General features: G+C 67.0%; 17 protein-coding genes, 1 other RNA gene and 1 riboswitch. Of the genes, 7 read left to right on the forward strand and 11 right to left on the reverse strand.

Annotation, left to right across the window (positions count from 1 at the left end):
* Window positions 1–30 precede the first annotated feature (30 nt).
* The 4 genes from ACFRAU_RS13230 (at window position 31) to ACFRAU_RS13245 (ending at window position 3,685) form a co-directional block, all read left to right on the forward strand.
* Entirely contained in the window at window positions 31–1,398 is a 1,368-nt protein-coding gene (locus ACFRAU_RS13230; RefSeq protein ID WP_378000246.1) for a peptidoglycan DD-metalloendopeptidase family protein, read from the forward strand.
* Between the two features lie 115 nt (window positions 1,399–1,513).
* Window positions 1,514–1,984: an SsrA-binding protein SmpB gene (gene smpB, locus ACFRAU_RS13235; protein WP_377951175.1), complete on the forward strand. Its 471-nt coding sequence runs from the start codon at window positions 1,514–1,516 to the stop codon at window positions 1,982–1,984.
* Between the two features lie 122 nt (window positions 1,985–2,106).
* Window positions 2,107–2,475, forward strand: a transfer-messenger RNA (tmRNA) gene (gene ssrA / locus ACFRAU_RS13240).
* A gap of 226 nt (window positions 2,476–2,701) precedes the next feature.
* Window positions 2,702–3,685, forward strand: coding sequence for a S1C family serine protease (locus ACFRAU_RS13245; RefSeq protein WP_378000234.1), 984 nt, complete (start codon window positions 2,702–2,704; stop codon window positions 3,683–3,685).
* 59 nt (window positions 3,686–3,744) lie between these two features.
* On the opposite strand, the gene ACFRAU_RS13250 is transcribed toward ACFRAU_RS13245, so the two are convergent.
* Window positions 3,745–3,879 carry a hypothetical protein gene (locus ACFRAU_RS13250; RefSeq protein ID WP_377989966.1) on the reverse strand — a complete coding sequence of 45 codons (135 nt, stop codon included), beginning with the start codon at window positions 3,877–3,879 and terminating at the stop codon, window positions 3,745–3,747.
* 91 nt (window positions 3,880–3,970) lie between these two features.
* Entirely contained in the window at window positions 3,971–4,333 is a 363-nt protein-coding gene (locus ACFRAU_RS13255) for a hypothetical protein (protein ID WP_377998146.1), read from the reverse strand.
* A 22-nt stretch (window positions 4,334–4,355) separates the two neighbouring features.
* Here ACFRAU_RS13255 and ACFRAU_RS13260 point away from each other — a divergent pair, with 22 nt between their 5' ends.
* On the forward strand, window positions 4,356–5,744 hold the full coding sequence (locus ACFRAU_RS13260) for an MFS transporter (RefSeq protein WP_378000235.1): 1,389 nt from the start codon (window positions 4,356–4,358) through the stop codon (window positions 5,742–5,744).
* Here the strand turns inward: ACFRAU_RS13260 and ACFRAU_RS13265 are convergent.
* The 9 genes from ACFRAU_RS13265 to ACFRAU_RS13305 form a co-directional block, all read right to left on the reverse strand.
* Window positions 5,731–6,096 (reverse strand): fluoride efflux transporter FluC, encoded by a 366-nt coding sequence (locus tag ACFRAU_RS13265; RefSeq protein ID WP_378000236.1) that lies wholly within the window; start codon window positions 6,094–6,096, stop codon window positions 5,731–5,733. The two genes, ACFRAU_RS13260 and ACFRAU_RS13265, sit on opposite strands and share 14 nt — an antisense overlap.
* A complete protein-coding gene (locus ACFRAU_RS13270) occupies window positions 6,093–6,566 on the reverse strand; it encodes a fluoride efflux transporter FluC (RefSeq protein ID WP_378000237.1) in 474 nt (157 codons plus the stop codon). The genes ACFRAU_RS13265 and ACFRAU_RS13270 overlap by 4 nt, the downstream gene beginning before the upstream one ends.
* Window positions 6,567–6,572: 6 nt before the next feature.
* On the reverse strand, window positions 6,573–7,286 hold the full coding sequence (locus ACFRAU_RS13275) for a metal-dependent transcriptional regulator (protein WP_377998136.1): 714 nt from the start codon (window positions 7,284–7,286) through the stop codon (window positions 6,573–6,575).
* A 10-nt stretch (window positions 7,287–7,296) separates the two neighbouring features.
* Window positions 7,297–8,091 carry a class I SAM-dependent methyltransferase gene (locus ACFRAU_RS13280; protein WP_378000238.1) on the reverse strand — a complete coding sequence of 265 codons (795 nt, stop codon included), beginning with the start codon at window positions 8,089–8,091 and terminating at the stop codon, window positions 7,297–7,299.
* Between the two features lie 97 nt (window positions 8,092–8,188).
* Window positions 8,189–9,595: an aminotransferase class V-fold PLP-dependent enzyme gene (locus ACFRAU_RS13285; RefSeq protein ID WP_378000239.1), complete on the reverse strand. Its 1,407-nt coding sequence runs from the start codon at window positions 9,593–9,595 to the stop codon at window positions 8,189–8,191.
* A gap of 34 nt (window positions 9,596–9,629) precedes the next feature.
* Window positions 9,630–9,743, reverse strand: a riboswitch (SAM riboswitch).
* Between the two features lie 177 nt (window positions 9,744–9,920).
* Window positions 9,921–10,733, reverse strand: coding sequence for a histidinol-phosphatase (gene hisN / locus ACFRAU_RS13290; protein WP_377998184.1), 813 nt, complete (start codon window positions 10,731–10,733; stop codon window positions 9,921–9,923).
* A gap of 66 nt (window positions 10,734–10,799) precedes the next feature.
* Window positions 10,800–11,915, reverse strand: a complete 1,116-nt coding sequence (locus tag ACFRAU_RS13295; RefSeq protein WP_378000240.1) for a ribosome small subunit-dependent GTPase A — start codon at window positions 11,913–11,915, stop codon at window positions 10,800–10,802.
* Window positions 11,899–13,305 carry a 3-phosphoshikimate 1-carboxyvinyltransferase gene (gene aroA / locus ACFRAU_RS13300; protein WP_378000241.1) on the reverse strand — a complete coding sequence of 469 codons (1,407 nt, stop codon included), beginning with the start codon at window positions 13,303–13,305 and terminating at the stop codon, window positions 11,899–11,901. The genes ACFRAU_RS13295 and aroA overlap by 17 nt, the downstream gene beginning before the upstream one ends.
* Window positions 13,306–13,311: 6 nt before the next feature.
* Window positions 13,312–13,881 carry a DoxX family protein gene (locus ACFRAU_RS13305; protein ID WP_377998187.1) on the reverse strand — a complete coding sequence of 190 codons (570 nt, stop codon included), beginning with the start codon at window positions 13,879–13,881 and terminating at the stop codon, window positions 13,312–13,314.
* Window positions 13,882–14,190: 309 nt separating this feature from the next.
* Here ACFRAU_RS13305 and ACFRAU_RS13310 point away from each other — a divergent pair, with 309 nt between their 5' ends.
* Entirely contained in the window at window positions 14,191–15,042 is an 852-nt protein-coding gene (locus ACFRAU_RS13310) for a sigma-70 family RNA polymerase sigma factor (RefSeq protein WP_378000247.1), read from the forward strand.
* Window positions 15,039–15,299 carry a mycothiol system anti-sigma-R factor gene (gene rsrA, locus ACFRAU_RS13315; RefSeq protein WP_377998188.1) on the forward strand — a complete coding sequence of 87 codons (261 nt, stop codon included), beginning with the start codon at window positions 15,039–15,041 and terminating at the stop codon, window positions 15,297–15,299. The genes ACFRAU_RS13310 and rsrA overlap by 4 nt, the downstream gene beginning before the upstream one ends.
* The last annotated feature ends 53 nt before the right edge of the window (window positions 15,300–15,352 follow it).

The following is a 15,352-nucleotide window of genomic DNA, read 5'->3' on the forward strand; positions in this document are numbered from 1 at the left end:
GGAATGCCCATGATGAGTTCCGGCAGGCCCATGCGAAAGAGCCCAGCGGGGCGCCAGCGCAGAATTCTCAGTGCCGCAGTGGCACTAGTGCTGGCCGCGAGCCTGGGTGCGTCAGCCCCTGCCGCTTATGCAGACGACCTTGAGGACCAGCAGGCGGCCCTGAAGGCCGAAGCCGCCCGGGTCCAGCAGTCGCTCGAATTCGTCGATGCAAGAATTTCGAAAGCGGCCGGGGACCTCGTGATCTACCGGGGACAGCTTCCGGCCGCCCAGCAGGCGCTGCTCGAGGCCCAGGGCCGCGTGGCGAGTGCCGTCAAGGAAGTGGAAGCACTCGCTGCCAGGGTGGATCTGGCGCAGCAGAACAAGGCCAAGATCACCCAGCAGCTGGATGCAGACAAGCAGAAGATCGCCAGCACGAAGAAGCTGATCGGCCAGATCGCCACGCAGGCCTACAAATCCGGCGGCGTTCCCTCGGACCTCACCCTCTTCTTCGGTTCCAACAACACCGGCAGCCTCACTGACACGATGGACCTGGCTGACCAGGCGCTGCGCAGCCAGAACTCCGCAATGGACAAGCTCACCCAGCAGAATGCCACCAACGTGAACTCGCAGGCCCGGCTGCAGGCGGTTGAAGCCGAGATCAAGGACCTCAAGGCCAAGGCCGACGCGGCGCTTGTCAAAGAGAAAGCCGCCCGCGACGAGGCCGCCGCCAAAAAGGCCAAGGTGGACAAGCTCATCGCCGACACCACCCGCCTGAACAACGAACTCGAGGCCGCCAAGCCCGGCATCCAGAAGAAGCTGGCTGGAGTCAAGGCGCGCCAGGACGCCGTCGCCGCAGAAATCAAAGAGCGTGACCGCAGGCTGCGCGAGGCGTGGCTCGCCGAGCAGCGGCGGATCGCCGCAGCTGCTGCCGCCGCTGCTAAGGCCAAGGGCGAGCAACCCGCGCCTTACGTGCCTCCGGTGGCCGGCCCGCCGTCGGCCTTTGGCCTCCGCCACCCGTTCCCCGACAGCGTACCCATCACCTCCGGTTTTGGATGGCGTGCGACGCCGCCCGGCACCATCGACTTCTACGGCACCGGCGGCTACATGCACACGGGCATTGACTTCGGTGCCGCCTGCGGCACGCCGGTGTACGCGGCCGCAGCCGGCACGGTTTTCTCGGCCGGCTGGGCGGATGACGGCGGCGGAAATAACGTCAAGATCTCGCATGGCGTGGTCCAGGGCAACTCGCTGACCACGATCTACTACCACAACACCAGCGTTGTGGTCTCCGTCGGGCAGCAGGTCAGCCAGGGCCAGCTCATCGCCTACTCGGGCACCACGGGAAACTCCACCGGCTGCCACTCACACTTTGAGACCTGGCTGAACGGTGAAGCGGTTGACCCGATGCGGCTGCTCTGACAAGGAAGGGCCGCCGCCTGACGGCTCAGGCCCGTCGGCGCACCTGCCGTAGAATAGTAAGACTTTGTTCCGGTGCCTCCGGAACAGCCAGTACCGAGAACTGAGGAGTTGAACCGTGCCCAAAGAAAGTGGCCGTAAAGTCGTGGCCACCAACCGGAAGGCCCGGCACGACTACCACGTCCTGGACACATATGAGGCGGGCATCGCGCTCATGGGGACGGAGGTGAAGTCCCTCCGCGAGGGCCACGCGTCCATGGTTGACGGGTTCTGCACGTTCTACAACGACGAGCTCTGGATGGAGGGCATCCACATCCCTGAGTACAACCAGGGAAGCTGGACCAACCACGCGGCGCGCCGGCGGCGGAAGCTTCTGCTGCACCGCGAGGAGCTCATCAAGATCTCGCACAAAATCCGTGAATCGGGCTTTACCATTGTTCCTCTGCAGCTGTATTTCGTGGACGGCCGGGCCAAGGTGGAGATCGGCATCGCCCGCGGTAAGAAGGACTACGACAAGCGCCAGACCCTTCGCGAGCAGCAGGACAAGCGCGAGGCCCAGCGCGTCATGCGGGAACGCAACCGGCGCTAGGACTGAAAAGCCGACGCGCCCTTCGCCGGCTGGAATGATTGTCCTCGCCGATGCGTTATGATGAATAGTCCGGCAGGGAACTGGTCCAGAACCTTGTCCCCGCCGGTTTGGTAACAAAATACGGGGATGATCGGTTTCGACGATGTTAGTCGCGACAGGTGAAGCGGGCCGAGGATGCAGAATTATCTCGTAAACGCTGTCTGCAAACCAATAAGTGCCGAATCTAAGCGCACTGACTTCGAACTCGCTGCTTAAGCAGTAGTTCAGTCCGTCAGCCCGGGGATGCTATCGCCCCGGATCCTGGCGTCATTTAGATAGCCACTGCTGTTTGCTCCCGTCATCGGAGTAAACGGGACTCTTTGATGACTGGGCCCGGATCAGCCGCCTGTTTGCAGGACGGCTGGGGCCGAGAAAATCCGACGCAAACTGCGCCCGGAGAAGCCCTGACAACACGACATCGGACGGGGGTTCAATTCCCCCCATCTCCACAAGAGCGAGCCCCGGAAACCTCGAGTTTCCGGGGTTTCCTATGCCTTGTTGACGAAGAACGCCCGGACCTCGGTCCGGGCGTTCGGCGTTTAAGCTGCTGATCCCGGCCGCGGCAGCCGCAGCTGTTCACCCACGGCGTAGCCAGCGCGGGACTACCCACCCCGCCGGCGGAGTTGTGACAGGTATCACGAATCCAGCGATTCGAAATCAGCGGTAGGGAGGCATGCCATGTCCACGGCGGCTGCAAACGAACCGGGTCCCGTCGACGACGGCGCGGCCCTTGACTCCTATTCGGAGACGGTCATCAGGGTGGCCAGAACCGTCACACCCCACGTGGCTGCCATCGAGATGACGGGGAACCGGCGAAACGGACGGTTCCGGGTCGGCGCCGGATCAGCAGTCCTGTTCACCGAGGACGGCTACCTGCTGACCAATGCCCATGTGGTGGCCGGGACCCAGAAGGGCCGCGCTGTCTTCGCTGACGGCTCCGGTACTGATCTCGAGGTGGTGGGCGCGGATCCGTTGTCCGATCTGGCCGTGGTCCGGGGCCGTGCTCCGCACGTCGCGCCCGCGGAGTTCGGGGACGCCGAATCACTGCAGGTCGGGCAACTGGTGATTGCCGTCGGGAACCCCCTGGGGCTCTCGGGCTCGGTGACGGCAGGTGTGGTGAGCGGACTGGGACGGGCCATCCCTGTCTGGGCCGGACGCAACCGGAGGGTCATTGAGGATGTCATCCAGACCGATGCCGCCCTGAACGCCGGCAGTTCCGGCGGGGCTCTGGCCGACTCACGAAGCCGGATCGTGGGAATCAACACTGCGGTGGCCGGCGCCGGGCTGGGGTTGGCCGTTCCCATCAACAGCACGTCGCGCCGGATAATCTCCGCGCTCCTGTCGGACGGCCGGGTGCGGCGCGCGTACCTGGGCGTGGTGAGCACACCAGTACGCCTGGCGGCCAGTGACGTGGTCCGCACGGGCCAGCGCGAAGGGCTGCGAGTGGTTGAGGTGCTGTCCGGCTCCCCGGCGGAGCAGGCAGGGCTACGGACCGGCGATGTGCTGCTGCGGGTAGGCTTCCGCGCGGTCAGCAACGCCGAGAGCCTGCAGAAACTGCTGTTCGCCGAGGCCATTGGCGTCCCGATGAACATAACCGTCCTCCGCGACGGGCACGTCACCGACATCGCGGCGGTTCCGGGCGAAATGGCGGACTGGGGGTAGACAGAAGCAAACGGGGTGGCCAAGGAATCCTGGCCATCCCGTTCGGTGTAATCCGGCAATCAGCGTTTCTTCAGATGCGCCACAGGGTCCGGGGCTCCCTCAATTGGGTGCTTGGCCTTCTTGTCCGCGCGTTTCTGCTTGATGGTCTTGCCCGCTTTTTTCTGCTGTTGCTGGTGCGGCGACTTGTCCGGCATTGCGTGCTCCCTCGTCCGAGGGGCAGGAGGGTGCCCCTCCCTACGTAAATTACGCCTGTTCCCGCACAAATGTAACTGCCCTAATCACCTGTCAGCCCGTGACGTCGGCGATGCCCACAAACCTGGTGCCCACGCCGTCGAACTCGCTCCGTACGAATCCGGGCGCCGGCGGGGGAACCTCGGAGGGGCGGTGATGGTCGCATACGACGTACGTGAACTCGGGCCACCACTTCTTGGGCCGGGCCGCCTCCTCGTAGCCGCAGACCGCGCAGACGAGATGCACCCACACCGGCCTTTTCCCTGTTCGGTTGGCGCGGGACTGGACGAGCCAGGCAGGCGGATTGTCCAGCAGCTCGCCCAGCTGGGCTTCGGTCAGAAGCTTGGGAATGCCGTGGCGCTGGGCCATTTCCAGAGGTACATCCAGGGCAATTGCCGCATCACGTCTGCTGATCATCCAGTCCACGATACGGTAAGTCATGAGCGATGCCAGCCAGACCACCGCGCCCACGCGACTCCAGCGACAGGTACTGACGGTTGCGATTGTGGCGTCGTTCATGGCGATCCTTGACAGCTTCGTCGTCAGCCTGGCGCTGCCCGCCATCGGCAGGGAACTCGGCGGTGGCCTCCGCGTCCAGCAGTGGGTGGTGGACGCCTACCTTCTCACGCTGGGCGCCCTTATCCTGGCGGCCGGCTCGCTGTCGGACCACTTCGGACGGGTACGTGTGCTGCAGTGGGGGCTGGGCGGGTTTGCCCTCACCTCGGTCCTCTGCGGGGCAGCATGGACCGCCGAAATGCTTGTGGTGAGCCGCGGGCTGCAGGGCGTGGCCGGAGCGCTGCTGGTTCCCAGCTCGCTCGCGCTGATCGTCAGCCACTTCGACAGCGGCAGCCAAGGTGCGGCCATCGGTAAATGGTCGGCGTGGACAAGTGCCGCCGCCATCGTGGCCCCCCTGATCGGTGGCGTGTCGGTGGACCTGCTCTCGTGGCGGGTCATTTTCTTCGTCAACGTCCTGCCGGCGGCGGCCATCTGGCCCGTGCTGGCCAGGTTGCGGAAGGCCGACACCGCACCCGGCGTTTCCGGCAGGATCGACATTGCGGGGGCTCTCCTTGCCGTCGTTGCGCTTGGCGGTCCGGTCTATGCCCTGATCGAGCAGGGGAGCGCGGGGTGGGGCAGCCTGCAGGTCTGGCTGTCGCTGGCCGCAGGCCTCGTGGCCACGGTGGCCTTCCTCATCCACGAATCGCGGACAGCCGCCCCGCTCCTGCCCCTGGGCATGTTCGCGGTCCGGAACTTCGGCTGGGGCAACATCGCCACCGCCGCAATCTACGGCGGGTTTTCCCTCGGGTTTTTTGCGCTGGGCATCTACATCCAGCAGGTGGGCGGCATGAAGGCCACCACCGCCGGCCTGGCGCTGCTGCCCTCGACCGTGATCCTGATGCTGTTGGCATCATTCTTCGGCGGCCTTGCCGGCAAGTACGGGCCGCGGTGGTTCATGACTGCCGGGCCGGTGCTGTGTGCGGCCGGCTTCCTGCTCACACTGTCCGTTGGCGGCGCCCTGAACTACTGGAGCCAGGTCCTGCCCGGGCAGCTGGTCTTCGGCCTCGGCCTTTCCATGACGGTGGCACCCCTGACGGCGGCCATCCTGGGATCCGTGCCCGAGAAGCAGGCGGGCGTGGGCTCCGCGGTGAACAATGCGGTTTCGAGGATCGCCGGCCTGGTCTGCATCGCGTTTGCGGGTTTCATCGTCGGTCCGGAGCTGACGACGCCGGGCCTGCACCGCGCACTGCTGGCCACGGCCGCGCTGCTGTTGCTGGGTGCGGCCTGTTCCGCCGTCGGAATCCGCAACCCCGTGCCGGCTAGCCGCCGCTGAGCGCGATTCCCGCCGCGGCCGCAGCCAGCCCCAGCACCAGGTTGGCGAGGATGTTTGAGGCGGCGGCAAGGTAGCGCCGTTCACTGGCCAGCCGCACCGTGGCCGTGGTCCAGGAACTGAAGGTGGTCAGCCCGCCGGCGAGCCCGGTGGCCACAGCAGAATGCCATTCGGGGCCGAACACCGAACTGACACCCACGGACAGCCCGATCACGAACGAGCCCACCAGATTGACCAGCAGGGTAGCCCAGGGCCAGTGCCGCCACGGGGACGGGAACCCCGCCAGCCAGCCGTCCACGGCGAACCTGAGGAGGGCCCCGGCGACGCCGAAAAGCCCCACGAGGAGCGCCGTCACGGTCCAACCCCGTCAGTGCCGCGGAGAGCACGAGGGGCGCCCAGCACCTTGCCGGTCCGCCAGCCGGCGGCGGCCGCCGCCAGCCCCAGCAGGACGGACAGTCCCAGATAGAGAAGCCCCAGACCGGGGAGCCCGGCACGGGTCAGTTGGTCTGTGGAAAATACGACGGCGGAGAAGGTAGTGAACGAGCCCAGCACGCCTGGCCCGATGGCTGCGCGGAGCCAGAACGCGGTGTGCGGCCGCGCGATCCAGATGGTGGTGAGGGCCGCCAGCACGAAACTGCCCACGACGTTGATGCCCAGCGTGGCCCACGGCAGGTCGCCTGGCTGGTCCGGGAACAGCAGTCCCAGCGCGTACCGGAGTTCCGTGCCCAGCAGCCCGCCGGCGGCCACGGCCGTCCAGACCCGCCAGCCGTAGCCGGCCCCCGTCTTGTGGGCGGTGCCGGTGCTGCCGGCCAGGGGAGCAGGCACCTGTGCCTACAGGCCGGCCATGCGGCAGCCGGGATGCGCGGAGTCACTGTGGATCCACAGTGCGGAGGCCACTTCGTCGGCCAGGTCAACGTCACGGCTGGTCCCGGGGGAGCCGATGCGGACCACGAGTGCGCCGCCGAAGGGCTTGCGGCCGCGCACCTCGACGTCGGCGTCGAGGCTGATCTTTTCCGCGGCAAGGTAACGCAGCAGCTCCGGGTTCTCGTCGCTGATCCGGGTAATCCTGCCCGTGTGGCCGTCGTCGAGCTCGATCATCCGGTGGGCAGACGGCATCCGGACGGTGCCGTCTGCGGCGGGAATCGGATCGCCGTGCGGATCCCGTGACGGGTTGCCCAGGCGGGCTGCCAGCCTCTCAATGAAGGTGTCCGAGACTGCGTGTTCCAGCTGTTCGGCCTCGTCGTGGACTTCGTCCCAGCTGTAACCGAGGTCCTTGACCAGGTACGTCTCGATGAGCCGGTGCCGCCGGACCATGGAGAGGGCAAGCCGGACACCCTCGGGCGTGAGCGTAATGGCGCTGTAGGGCTTGTGGAGGACCAGGCCCTGGTCCTTGAGCTTGCGCACCATCTCGGAAACCGAGGAATTGGCCACGCCGAGGCGCTGTGCAAGCTGGGTGGAGGTGATGGGCTTGTCCTGCCATTCCGTGAAGGAATAGATGACCTTAACGTAGTCCTCGATCGAGGAGGAGGGCGTACTGGTCTTCACAGCGTCAAGCCTACCCGCTGCCACCACGGCGTTCGGCCCTGACAGCCCGCCAGGTCTGGGTGAGGTAGGGAAGCTGCAGCAGTGCGCCCTCGGCATGCCCCAGGTGCTCGTGCAGGTACCAGGTCAGGTTGCCGGTGACCTTGGCGCGGGTGGCGTCGTTGGCCGCCAGGTAATAGCTGCGGGACTTGGCCAGTTCGAGGATGTCGTCCGGGGTGACGGGATCCTCCCACCGGGTCAGGTGGCTATCCAGGGACGTAAATTCCGGGCCGACTTTGGGGCGGAAGTCGGGTTTGTGGACGTCCCCCGCGTGCATGATGCGGGACAGCCGGTGCACCCACGGCACTGAGGTGTCCAGCTGGTTCCAGATCAGGCCCAGTACCCCGTGGGGTTTGAGGATCCGGGAAATCTCGGTGCTGGCCCGCGCGGGGTCGCACCAGTGCCACGCCTGGGCAACGCTGACGACGTCGAATGCCGCGTCGGGCAGTCCGGTCTCCTCCGCGGTCCCTTCCAGAACCCGGACCGGGCGGTAGTCACCGCCCGAAAAGACACGGCTGAGCTGCTCCAGCATGTCCGCGGAAGGGTCCACGGCGGTGACGCTCAGCCCGCGTTCCACCAGCAAGGCCGTGAATTTACCGGTTCCGGCGCCGATGTCGGCAGCTGTGCGGGCCCCGGCCGGAATAAGCCAGTCCGCGGAATCGGCAGGGTAGCCGGGACGGACGCGGTGGTAATGCTCGCCGCCGTCCTGGAAGCTCTGCCCGAGCTCCTGACGCCGTCCGTGATGAAGTTTGGGACCGCCCCGTGCCACGCACAGTCTCCTTAGTCCGACGTCGAAAATTACCTTTCGAATTTACCGTACAGGGTGCGCTGGCGTGGACCTCCGCCGTGGCAGGCCGGGGCGGAGGTTAGTCCTGCACGCAGGGGGCGGCGCCGGCGGTGCCGGGGGTGTTGGGTGCCCACGCGGGGTAGGTGCGGGTGTCGTTCGCCGGAACCCAGCGACCGGCGTCCACCACGTAGTCCCAGCCGAGGCCGGAGCGGCGGAGCTCCTCGATGCCGGCGAGCAGCCGCTGGGCGTCCTCGAGCCGTGACCCAACGCCGAAGCTGGCGCGCAGGGAGCCGGACGGCAGGCCTAGGCGCTTGAGCAGGGGGTGCGCGCAGAAGCGGCCGTCGCGGAGTCCCACGCCGTGTTCGGCCGACAGGTAAGCGGCCACCAGGCCGGCGTCGTAACCCTCCAAGGAGAAGTTGACCACGCCAATGGCGTCGTCCGGGTCGCTGTCCTCGAAGATCTGGTGGACGGTGACGCCGTCGATCTTGCGTAGCCCCTCGACGAGGAAGGACCGGATGGCGGCCTCATGGGCATGCCAGCTCTGCGGATCCAGGGCGGCGATGACCTGGGTTGCCCGGGCCAGGGTGGCGGCTCCGAGCACGTTGGGTGAGCCGCCCTCGTGGCGGGCGGGGCCGGTGGCCCAGCTGACGCCGTCGAGCCTGGCCTCGCTCACAGCGCCGCCGCCGGCGAGGTGGGGGTTGCCGGCGTCGAGCCAGTCGGGACGGCCGATCAGCACGCCGGCCCCGAAGGGGGCGTAGAGCTTGTGGCCGGAGAAGGCGAGGTAGTCGACGTCGTCCGCGGCGATGTTCACGCGCCGGTGCGGCGCGAGCTGCGCGGCGTCAACCACGATCCGGGCACCGTATTCGTGGGCCAGCGCAGCGAGGCGCCGGATCGGAAGGATCTCGCCGGTGACGTTGGAGGCGCCGGTCACGGCAAGGAGGCTGACGTCACCGTGCTCCAGTTCGGTGCGCAGGCTGCTGATGGTCGCTTCCAGCGTTTCCGAGGCCACGACGCTGCGGTGCGGCACACCCTGCCACGGCAGCAGGTTGGCGTGGTGCTCGATGTCCAGGTACAGCACTTCACCGGTGTGGTGGTGCCCCTCCACCGGCAGGCAACCGGCCAGGAGGTTGAGGGAGTCGGTGGTGTTCCGGGTGAAGATGACGGCGTCATCGGCGCGGCCGCCCACGAACTCCCGCACGATGTCCCGCGCGTTCTCGTACACGGACGTGCTGATCTGCGAGGCATAACCCGCGCCGCGGTGCACGCTTGCGTAGTACGGCAGGATCTCGTTGAGGTATGCAGAAACGACGGACAGGGCAGGCGCGGAGGCGCCGTAGTCCAGGTTGGCATAGCGGACGTGGCCGCCCTGGATCAGCGGAGCCTGGATTTCCGCGCCGGTGACGGCGGCCAGGGGACGGCCTGCGGCGGCAAATCGGCCGTCCAGCACGCCAGCGTCGGTGGTGGGGGAAATGATTGCAGTCGTCATGGGACCTCACTGAGAAAGGACCCCGTGTGACGGGGATCCGCGCTTGCCGGGTCCGTTCCGGATCGGCCTGGTCGTCACCCGGGGCACCCCACCGCGAATGGAGGGTTGCCGGCCAGCTAACCGGGGTTTAGCGCTGGCACTCGTGACCTGTTACGAGACTAGGACATCCGGAGGGGCGATGAAAAAGCCGGTTCGGAATGTTAAGCGGATTATTACGCAGCATGGATATGCGGCTCACGGCCGAATAAACGACGGCGGTCGTCACCAAAAGGGGACGACCGCCGTCGTAATATTCAGCGCTAAGGCGCCGGGGGAGGGGGGAAAGCTAGAGCAAATCGTCCAGCTGCGGGTTCAGCCGCTTCAGGACCTCCGAGTGCAGGATCGAGTTGGTCGCCAGGGCGTTGCCGCCGAACGGGCCGTCCGTGCCTTCGAGGGAGGTGAAACGGCCGCCTGCCTCCGTCACGATCGGCACCAGCGCCGCCATGTCGTACAGGTTCAGCTCCGGTTCGCAGGCGATGTCCACCGCTCCTTCGGCCACCATGCAGTAGGACCAGAAATCGCCGTAGGCGCGGGTGCGCCACACATCCTCGGTGAGCCGGAGGAATTCATCGAGGTTGCCGCGGTCCTTCCAGCCGCCGAGGCTTGAGTAGGACAGCGAGGCGTCGGCGAGGCTGGACACGTTGGATACCTTGAGCCTGGTCGCGGCGGCGAGGGAACGGCCCGAGTACGCCCCTGCGCCCTTGGCCGCCCACCAGCGCTTGCCGAGCGCAGGGGCGCTGACCACGCCCACGACGGGTTCGCCCTCATCGACCAGGGCGATCAGCGTGGCCCACACCGGCACCCCGCGGACAAAGTTCTTGGTTCCGTCGATGGGATCGATGATCCAGCGGCGGGAACCGTGGCCGGAACTTCCGAACTCTTCACCGAGCACGGCGTCACGGGGACGGGAGCGGGACAGCTGGCCGCGGATGGACTCCTCGGCGGCCTTGTCCGCATCGGTGACCGGCGTCAGATCAGGCTTCGTCTCGATTTTAAGGTCCAGCGCCTTGAACCGGCTCATGGTCTGGTCGTCCACGGAATCGGCCAGCACATGGGCCAGACGCAGGTCATCGTTGTACGTTGAAGCGGGTTGGGTCATGGTTCCAAACTACCCTCAAAGGCCCGGCGGGGCGGGGAGGCAGTGGCCGGGCTGCGCCGGGGGAGGCTATCCGACGCTGCCGAGTTCCTTGGTTTCCTGGCCCTCCGCGCGCGGGTCGGTGCCCAGGAGGCGGCGCAGGGACGCGAGCCTGGCCGCTCCCGTGGGGCCGGCGTGGCCGGCCGCGACCCATGCATCCACGCCGCAGTTGACGGCGCTGGCGTCGTGCTTGCAGCCGCGTTCGCAGGCCTCGGTGCCCGGCTCAAGGTCGGGGAAGGAGTGCAGGATGCGGTCCGGGTCGACGTGGGCCAGCCCGAAGGAGCGGATGCCCGGCGTGTCGATGATCCAGCTCCCGGCCGGGGCGTCAGCGAGCTTGAGGGCAAGGGCCGACGACGACGTGTGCCTTCCGCGGCCCGTTACGGCATTGACGCCGCCGGTGGCACGTTCGGCGCCGGTCAGCGCGTTGACCATGGTGGATTTTCCGACGCCGGAGTGGCCCAGCATCACTGTCACCTTGCCGTCCAGATGGGCGCGGAGTTCGGACACCGCGGCAACGTCGAGCCGGGCGGAGAGACCGTCGTCGGACCGGGCGTCGATGCCGGATGCGTCAGAGTCAGCAGTGCGGCTGATAATGACCGGAAAGTCGAGATGGCGGTAGTTGCCCAGCAGCTCGGTGGGGTCTTTGACGTCCGCCTTGGTGACCAGCAGCAGCGGCTCGATTCCGGCGTCATAGGCGGCCACCAGCGCCCGGTCGATGAACCCGGTGCGGGGTTCCGGGTTGGCGGCAGCGACAACCACCACCAGCTGGTCAGCGTTGGCCACAACGGCGCGTTCCACCGGATCGGTGTCGTCGGCGCTGCGGCGCAGCAGCGTCTTGCGGTCCAGGATCTTCACGAGCCGGGCGAGGGTGTCCGGTGCGCCTGAGACATCACCCACGAGGGACACGAAGTCACCCGCCACCACGGGGGAGCGGCGCAATTCCCGGGCGCGGGCGGCGATGACGGTCCGCTCATGGCCGGAGTCCTCGCCTACGACTGCCGTGTAACGTCCCCGGTCAACGGTGATGATCCGCCCCGTGACGGCGTCCTCATGGCTGGGGCGGTCCTTCGTCCGGGGCCTCGAACCCTTCTTGTTCGGCCGGATCCGGACATCGGATTCGTCCCAGGAATCAGTGCTGCGTGCCACCGGTGGTCCCCGCGGTGTCGGTCGCTGCCCTGTTTGAAACAGCATTGCTCCGCTGGCCGAGCATGCCCGCCCACAGCTGCGGGAAGTCCGGCATGGTCTTGGATGTCGTGGCGATGTCCTGCACTTCCACACCTCTGACCGCCAGGCCGAGGATGGCCCCGGCGGTGGCCATCCGGTGGTCCGCGTAGCTGTGCACCACGCCGGCGTGCAGTTCCGCTGGCCGGATGATCAATCCGTCCGCGGTTTCCTCTGCATCGCCGCCGAGGCGGTTGATCTCCGTGACGAGCGCGGCGAGCCGGTCCGTCTCATGTCCCCGAAGGTGGGCAATGCCGCTCAGGCGCGAGGGGCCGGAGGCCAGCGCGCACAGCGCGGCGACGGTGGGCGCCAGTTCGCTGGTTTCGGCGAAGTCCGCGCCCTTGATTTCGCTGCCTCCGGTCACCGTCAGGGTGCCGTCCTGCAGGGTGACGGCAGCACCCATGTCGCTGAGGATGCTGCGCCACATGTCACCCACCTGCGTGGTGTGCTCCGGCCAGTCCGGAATCCGCACCGTGCCGCCGGTGGCCAGTGCGGCAGCCAGGAACGGTCCTGCATTGGACAGGTCCTGTTCGATCCGCTGGTCGAACGCACGGATCGGGCCGGGGCTGACAATCCAGTGGTTGGGCGTGGAGTCATCCACCACCACGCCTGCGCCGCGGAGCACGGCGATGGTCATGTTGATGTGGTCCAGGCTCGGCACCGAGCTGCCGGAGTGTTCAAGGTGAAGGCCGTCCGTGAACCGTGCCCCCACCAGCAGCAGGGCGGAGACGAACTGGGACGAGGCGCTGGCGTCAATGACCAGGTGGCCGCCGCGGACCTGTCCCGTGCCTTCAACCCGGAACGGCAGCGACGTTGGCGTTGCACCGTCTTCCCCGCCGACGGGCACGCCGAGGCCTGCAAGGGCCTCGATAATGGTCCCCATCGGGCGCTCCCGTGCGTGGGGGTCGCCGTCGAAAACGGTGGCGCCGCTGCGGAGTGCCGCCATCGGCGGAACAAACCGCATGACGGTTCCGGCAAGGCCGCAGTCGATGGCGACGTCGGCACCGCTGGAGTTGGCCGGAATCGGCGTCACCTCCAGGTCCGGGCCGAAGGCGCCGTCGCCCGGCACCTCCCGGATGTCCGCGCCAAGCTGGCGGAGGGCAGCGATCATCAGCGCCGAGTCGCGGGAGTGCAGCGGCGCCCGGAGCCGGGACGGCCCGTCGGCCAGTGCGGCGAGCACCAGGAACCTGTTGGTCAGCGACTTTGAGCCCGGCACGCGGACCGTGGCGTCAACCGGCTGCTCCGCAAACGGCGCGGGCCAGTGCGGAGCAGCGCCGGAGTTTTCAGCGGGCGCTCCCGTGGATGATGCTGTCATTCCCGCTTATGCCCCCACTGCGTGGTCAACAGCCTTGCGGACTGCCTTATCGGCCTTGCGGACTGCTTTGTCGGCGCTGTGCAGCTTCTTGCCCGTGGTCTTGCGTGCGTCGGCGGCGAGGTGGCTCGCGGTCTTCCGCGCGTCGGCAGCGAGGTGCTCTGCGCGCCAGGCGAGGCTGGGCTTTCCGGCCGTGTCCACGGAGGCGAGCAACACACCGCCGGTCAGGGTGATGTTCTTGAGCAACTGGTTGCGGCGGGCTTCGCGGCCCTCCTTGCTGCTGATGTCGGCGCTGCGCCATTCAACGAAGGCGTTCAGTGCCGAGATGACGGCCAGTACCGAGGCCGCCAGGCGCGCAGATTTGCCGAGCGCGAAGAGGACGCCGGCACCCACCTGCGTTCCGCCGATGATCCGGGCCAAGACCTTCTCGTCCGTCTGGAACGGCAGGGCTTCGGCGGCGCGGCGCAGGAGGGGCGACAGTTGCTGCGCGGTGTCGTCCGCATGCCTGAGCTTGTCCGTTCCGGCGAGGATGAAACTTGAGGCCAGCATCGGCCGGGCAAAAAAGCGGACAAAGGACATGAATTTCCTCCTGGATGGCCGAGCCGCGGTGGCCGCGGCGGAGTCGGTTCTAGTCTTGCACTTTTGCGGAATATTTGCCCACCGCGCGTCGTTGTGCACTTCAGGCCGGAAGCAGTCTGCAGGCGGCGTTCTGCGCAGTTTCCGGTGTTCAGCGGCGGCTGGGGCTTGGCCGGAACCGGCAAGAGCGCGGACCGCCGCACGATCGCGGGTCTTGGCAGGCGGGTCTTAGCAGGCTGTCTTAGCAAACGGAGTGGAGATGGAGCGTTGACGTTGGTAAAGGAAGCTGTGGGGGTGCGAAGTCCCGTCAGGATGCGGCCGTTTGTGGTACCGGAGGCCGATGCGCTTGAGGCCGGGGGTGCCTTCCCGGGCTCCGACCACGGCACGGCACGCCGTAAGGGGCGGCCGGTGCCGATCAACGTAGACTTGAAGGCAATGAGCACCGTGGACCCGGCCCTACAGGCCACACAGGAGGACGCCGCCAACGGCATCCCGGACAATGGCACGTCACCCGCCGCTGAAGCGGCAGAGGATATCGACGTCGGCTCGGAGAGCGCCGAAGCGCGCCGGGCCCGGTTTGAGCGCGACGCCATGCAGTACGTGGACCAGCTGTATTCGGCAGCCATGCGCATGGCGCGGAACCCGGCCGATGCCGAGGACCTCGTGCAGGAGGCGTATACCAAGGCGTTCTCGGCCTTCCACCAGTACAAGCCAGGCACCAACCTGAAGGCCTGGCTGTACCGGATCCTGACGAACACGTACATCAACCTGTACCGGAAGCGGCAGCGCGAGCCCCTGCAGTCCAATTCGGACACCATCGAGGACTGGCAGCTCGCCCGCGCCGAGTCCCACACCTCCAGCGGCCTGCGGTCCGCCGAGGCCGAGGCCTTGGACCACCTGCCGGATTCGGACGTCAAGCGGGCGCTGCAGGCCATCCCGGAGGAGTTCCGCCTGGCCGTGTACTTCGCCGACGTCGAGGGCTTCGCGTACAAGGAAATTTCGGACATTATGAACACCCCCATCGGCACTGTGATGTCCCGGCTCCACCGGGGCCGGAAGATGCTGCGGGACATGCTGGCGGACTACGCCGCCGACCGGGGATTCAAGGCTGCTGCAGACGCCACGGCGGCAACGGAAAGCAACAAACAGGAGAACGGGAAATGAGCGACTGCCAGGGATTGGGCGATTGCGACGACACAAGGATGCAGCGCATCTACGAGTACCTGGACGGTGCGTTGACCCGCAGCGACCTTTCGGAGATCAAGCAACACCTCGACGAGTGCCCGGAATGCGCGCAGCAGTACGATCTTGAGTGCGTCATCCGGAAAGTGGTGAAGCGCTCCTGTACCGAGGCAGCGCCGGAAAACCTCAAGAACGCGATTCTGGAACGGATCCACACGATCCGGCCGGTGGATGCCTGACGGGTTTCCTGGCTTAAACGCGATGCCCCCGCTACCTTGCTGGTAGCGGGGGC

It is taken from the genome of Arthrobacter sp. NPDC056691, assembly GCF_042791415.1.
Lineage (GTDB): Bacteria > Actinomycetota > Actinomycetes > Actinomycetales > Micrococcaceae > Arthrobacter.

What these genes read in the sequence shown, in the direction of transcription:
- ACFRAU_RS13230 (WP_378000246.1), top strand. Translation starts at nt 31, where the DNA reads ATGCGAAAGAGCCCAGCGGGGCGCCAGCGCAGAATTCTCAGTGCCGCA.
- ACFRAU_RS13245 (WP_378000234.1), top strand. Translation starts at nt 2,702, where the DNA reads ATGTCCACGGCGGCTGCAAACGAACCGGGTCCCGTCGACGACGGCGCG.
- ACFRAU_RS13250 (WP_377989966.1), bottom strand. Translation starts at nt 3,879, where the DNA reads ATGCCGGACAAGTCGCCGCACCAGCAACAGCAGAAAAAAGCGGGCAAG.
- ACFRAU_RS13255 (WP_377998146.1), bottom strand. Translation starts at nt 4,333, where the DNA reads ATGATCAGCAGACGTGATGCGGCAATTGCCCTGGATGTACCTCTGGAA.
- ACFRAU_RS13260 (WP_378000235.1), top strand. Translation starts at nt 4,356, where the DNA reads ATGAGCGATGCCAGCCAGACCACCGCGCCCACGCGACTCCAGCGACAG.
- ACFRAU_RS13285 (WP_378000239.1), bottom strand. Translation starts at nt 9,595, where the DNA reads ATGACGACTGCAATCATTTCCCCCACCACCGACGCTGGCGTGCTGGAC.
- hisN (WP_377998184.1), bottom strand. Translation starts at nt 10,733, where the DNA reads ATGACCCAACCCGCTTCAACGTACAACGATGACCTGCGTCTGGCCCAT.
- aroA (WP_378000241.1), bottom strand. Translation starts at nt 13,305, where the DNA reads ATGACAGCATCATCCACGGGAGCGCCCGCTGAAAACTCCGGCGCTGCT.
- ACFRAU_RS13305 (WP_377998187.1), bottom strand. Translation starts at nt 13,881, where the DNA reads ATGTCCTTTGTCCGCTTTTTTGCCCGGCCGATGCTGGCCTCAAGTTTC.
- ACFRAU_RS13310 (WP_378000247.1), top strand. Translation starts at nt 14,191, where the DNA reads ATGCGGCCGTTTGTGGTACCGGAGGCCGATGCGCTTGAGGCCGGGGGT.
- rsrA (WP_377998188.1), top strand. Translation starts at nt 15,039, where the DNA reads ATGAGCGACTGCCAGGGATTGGGCGATTGCGACGACACAAGGATGCAG.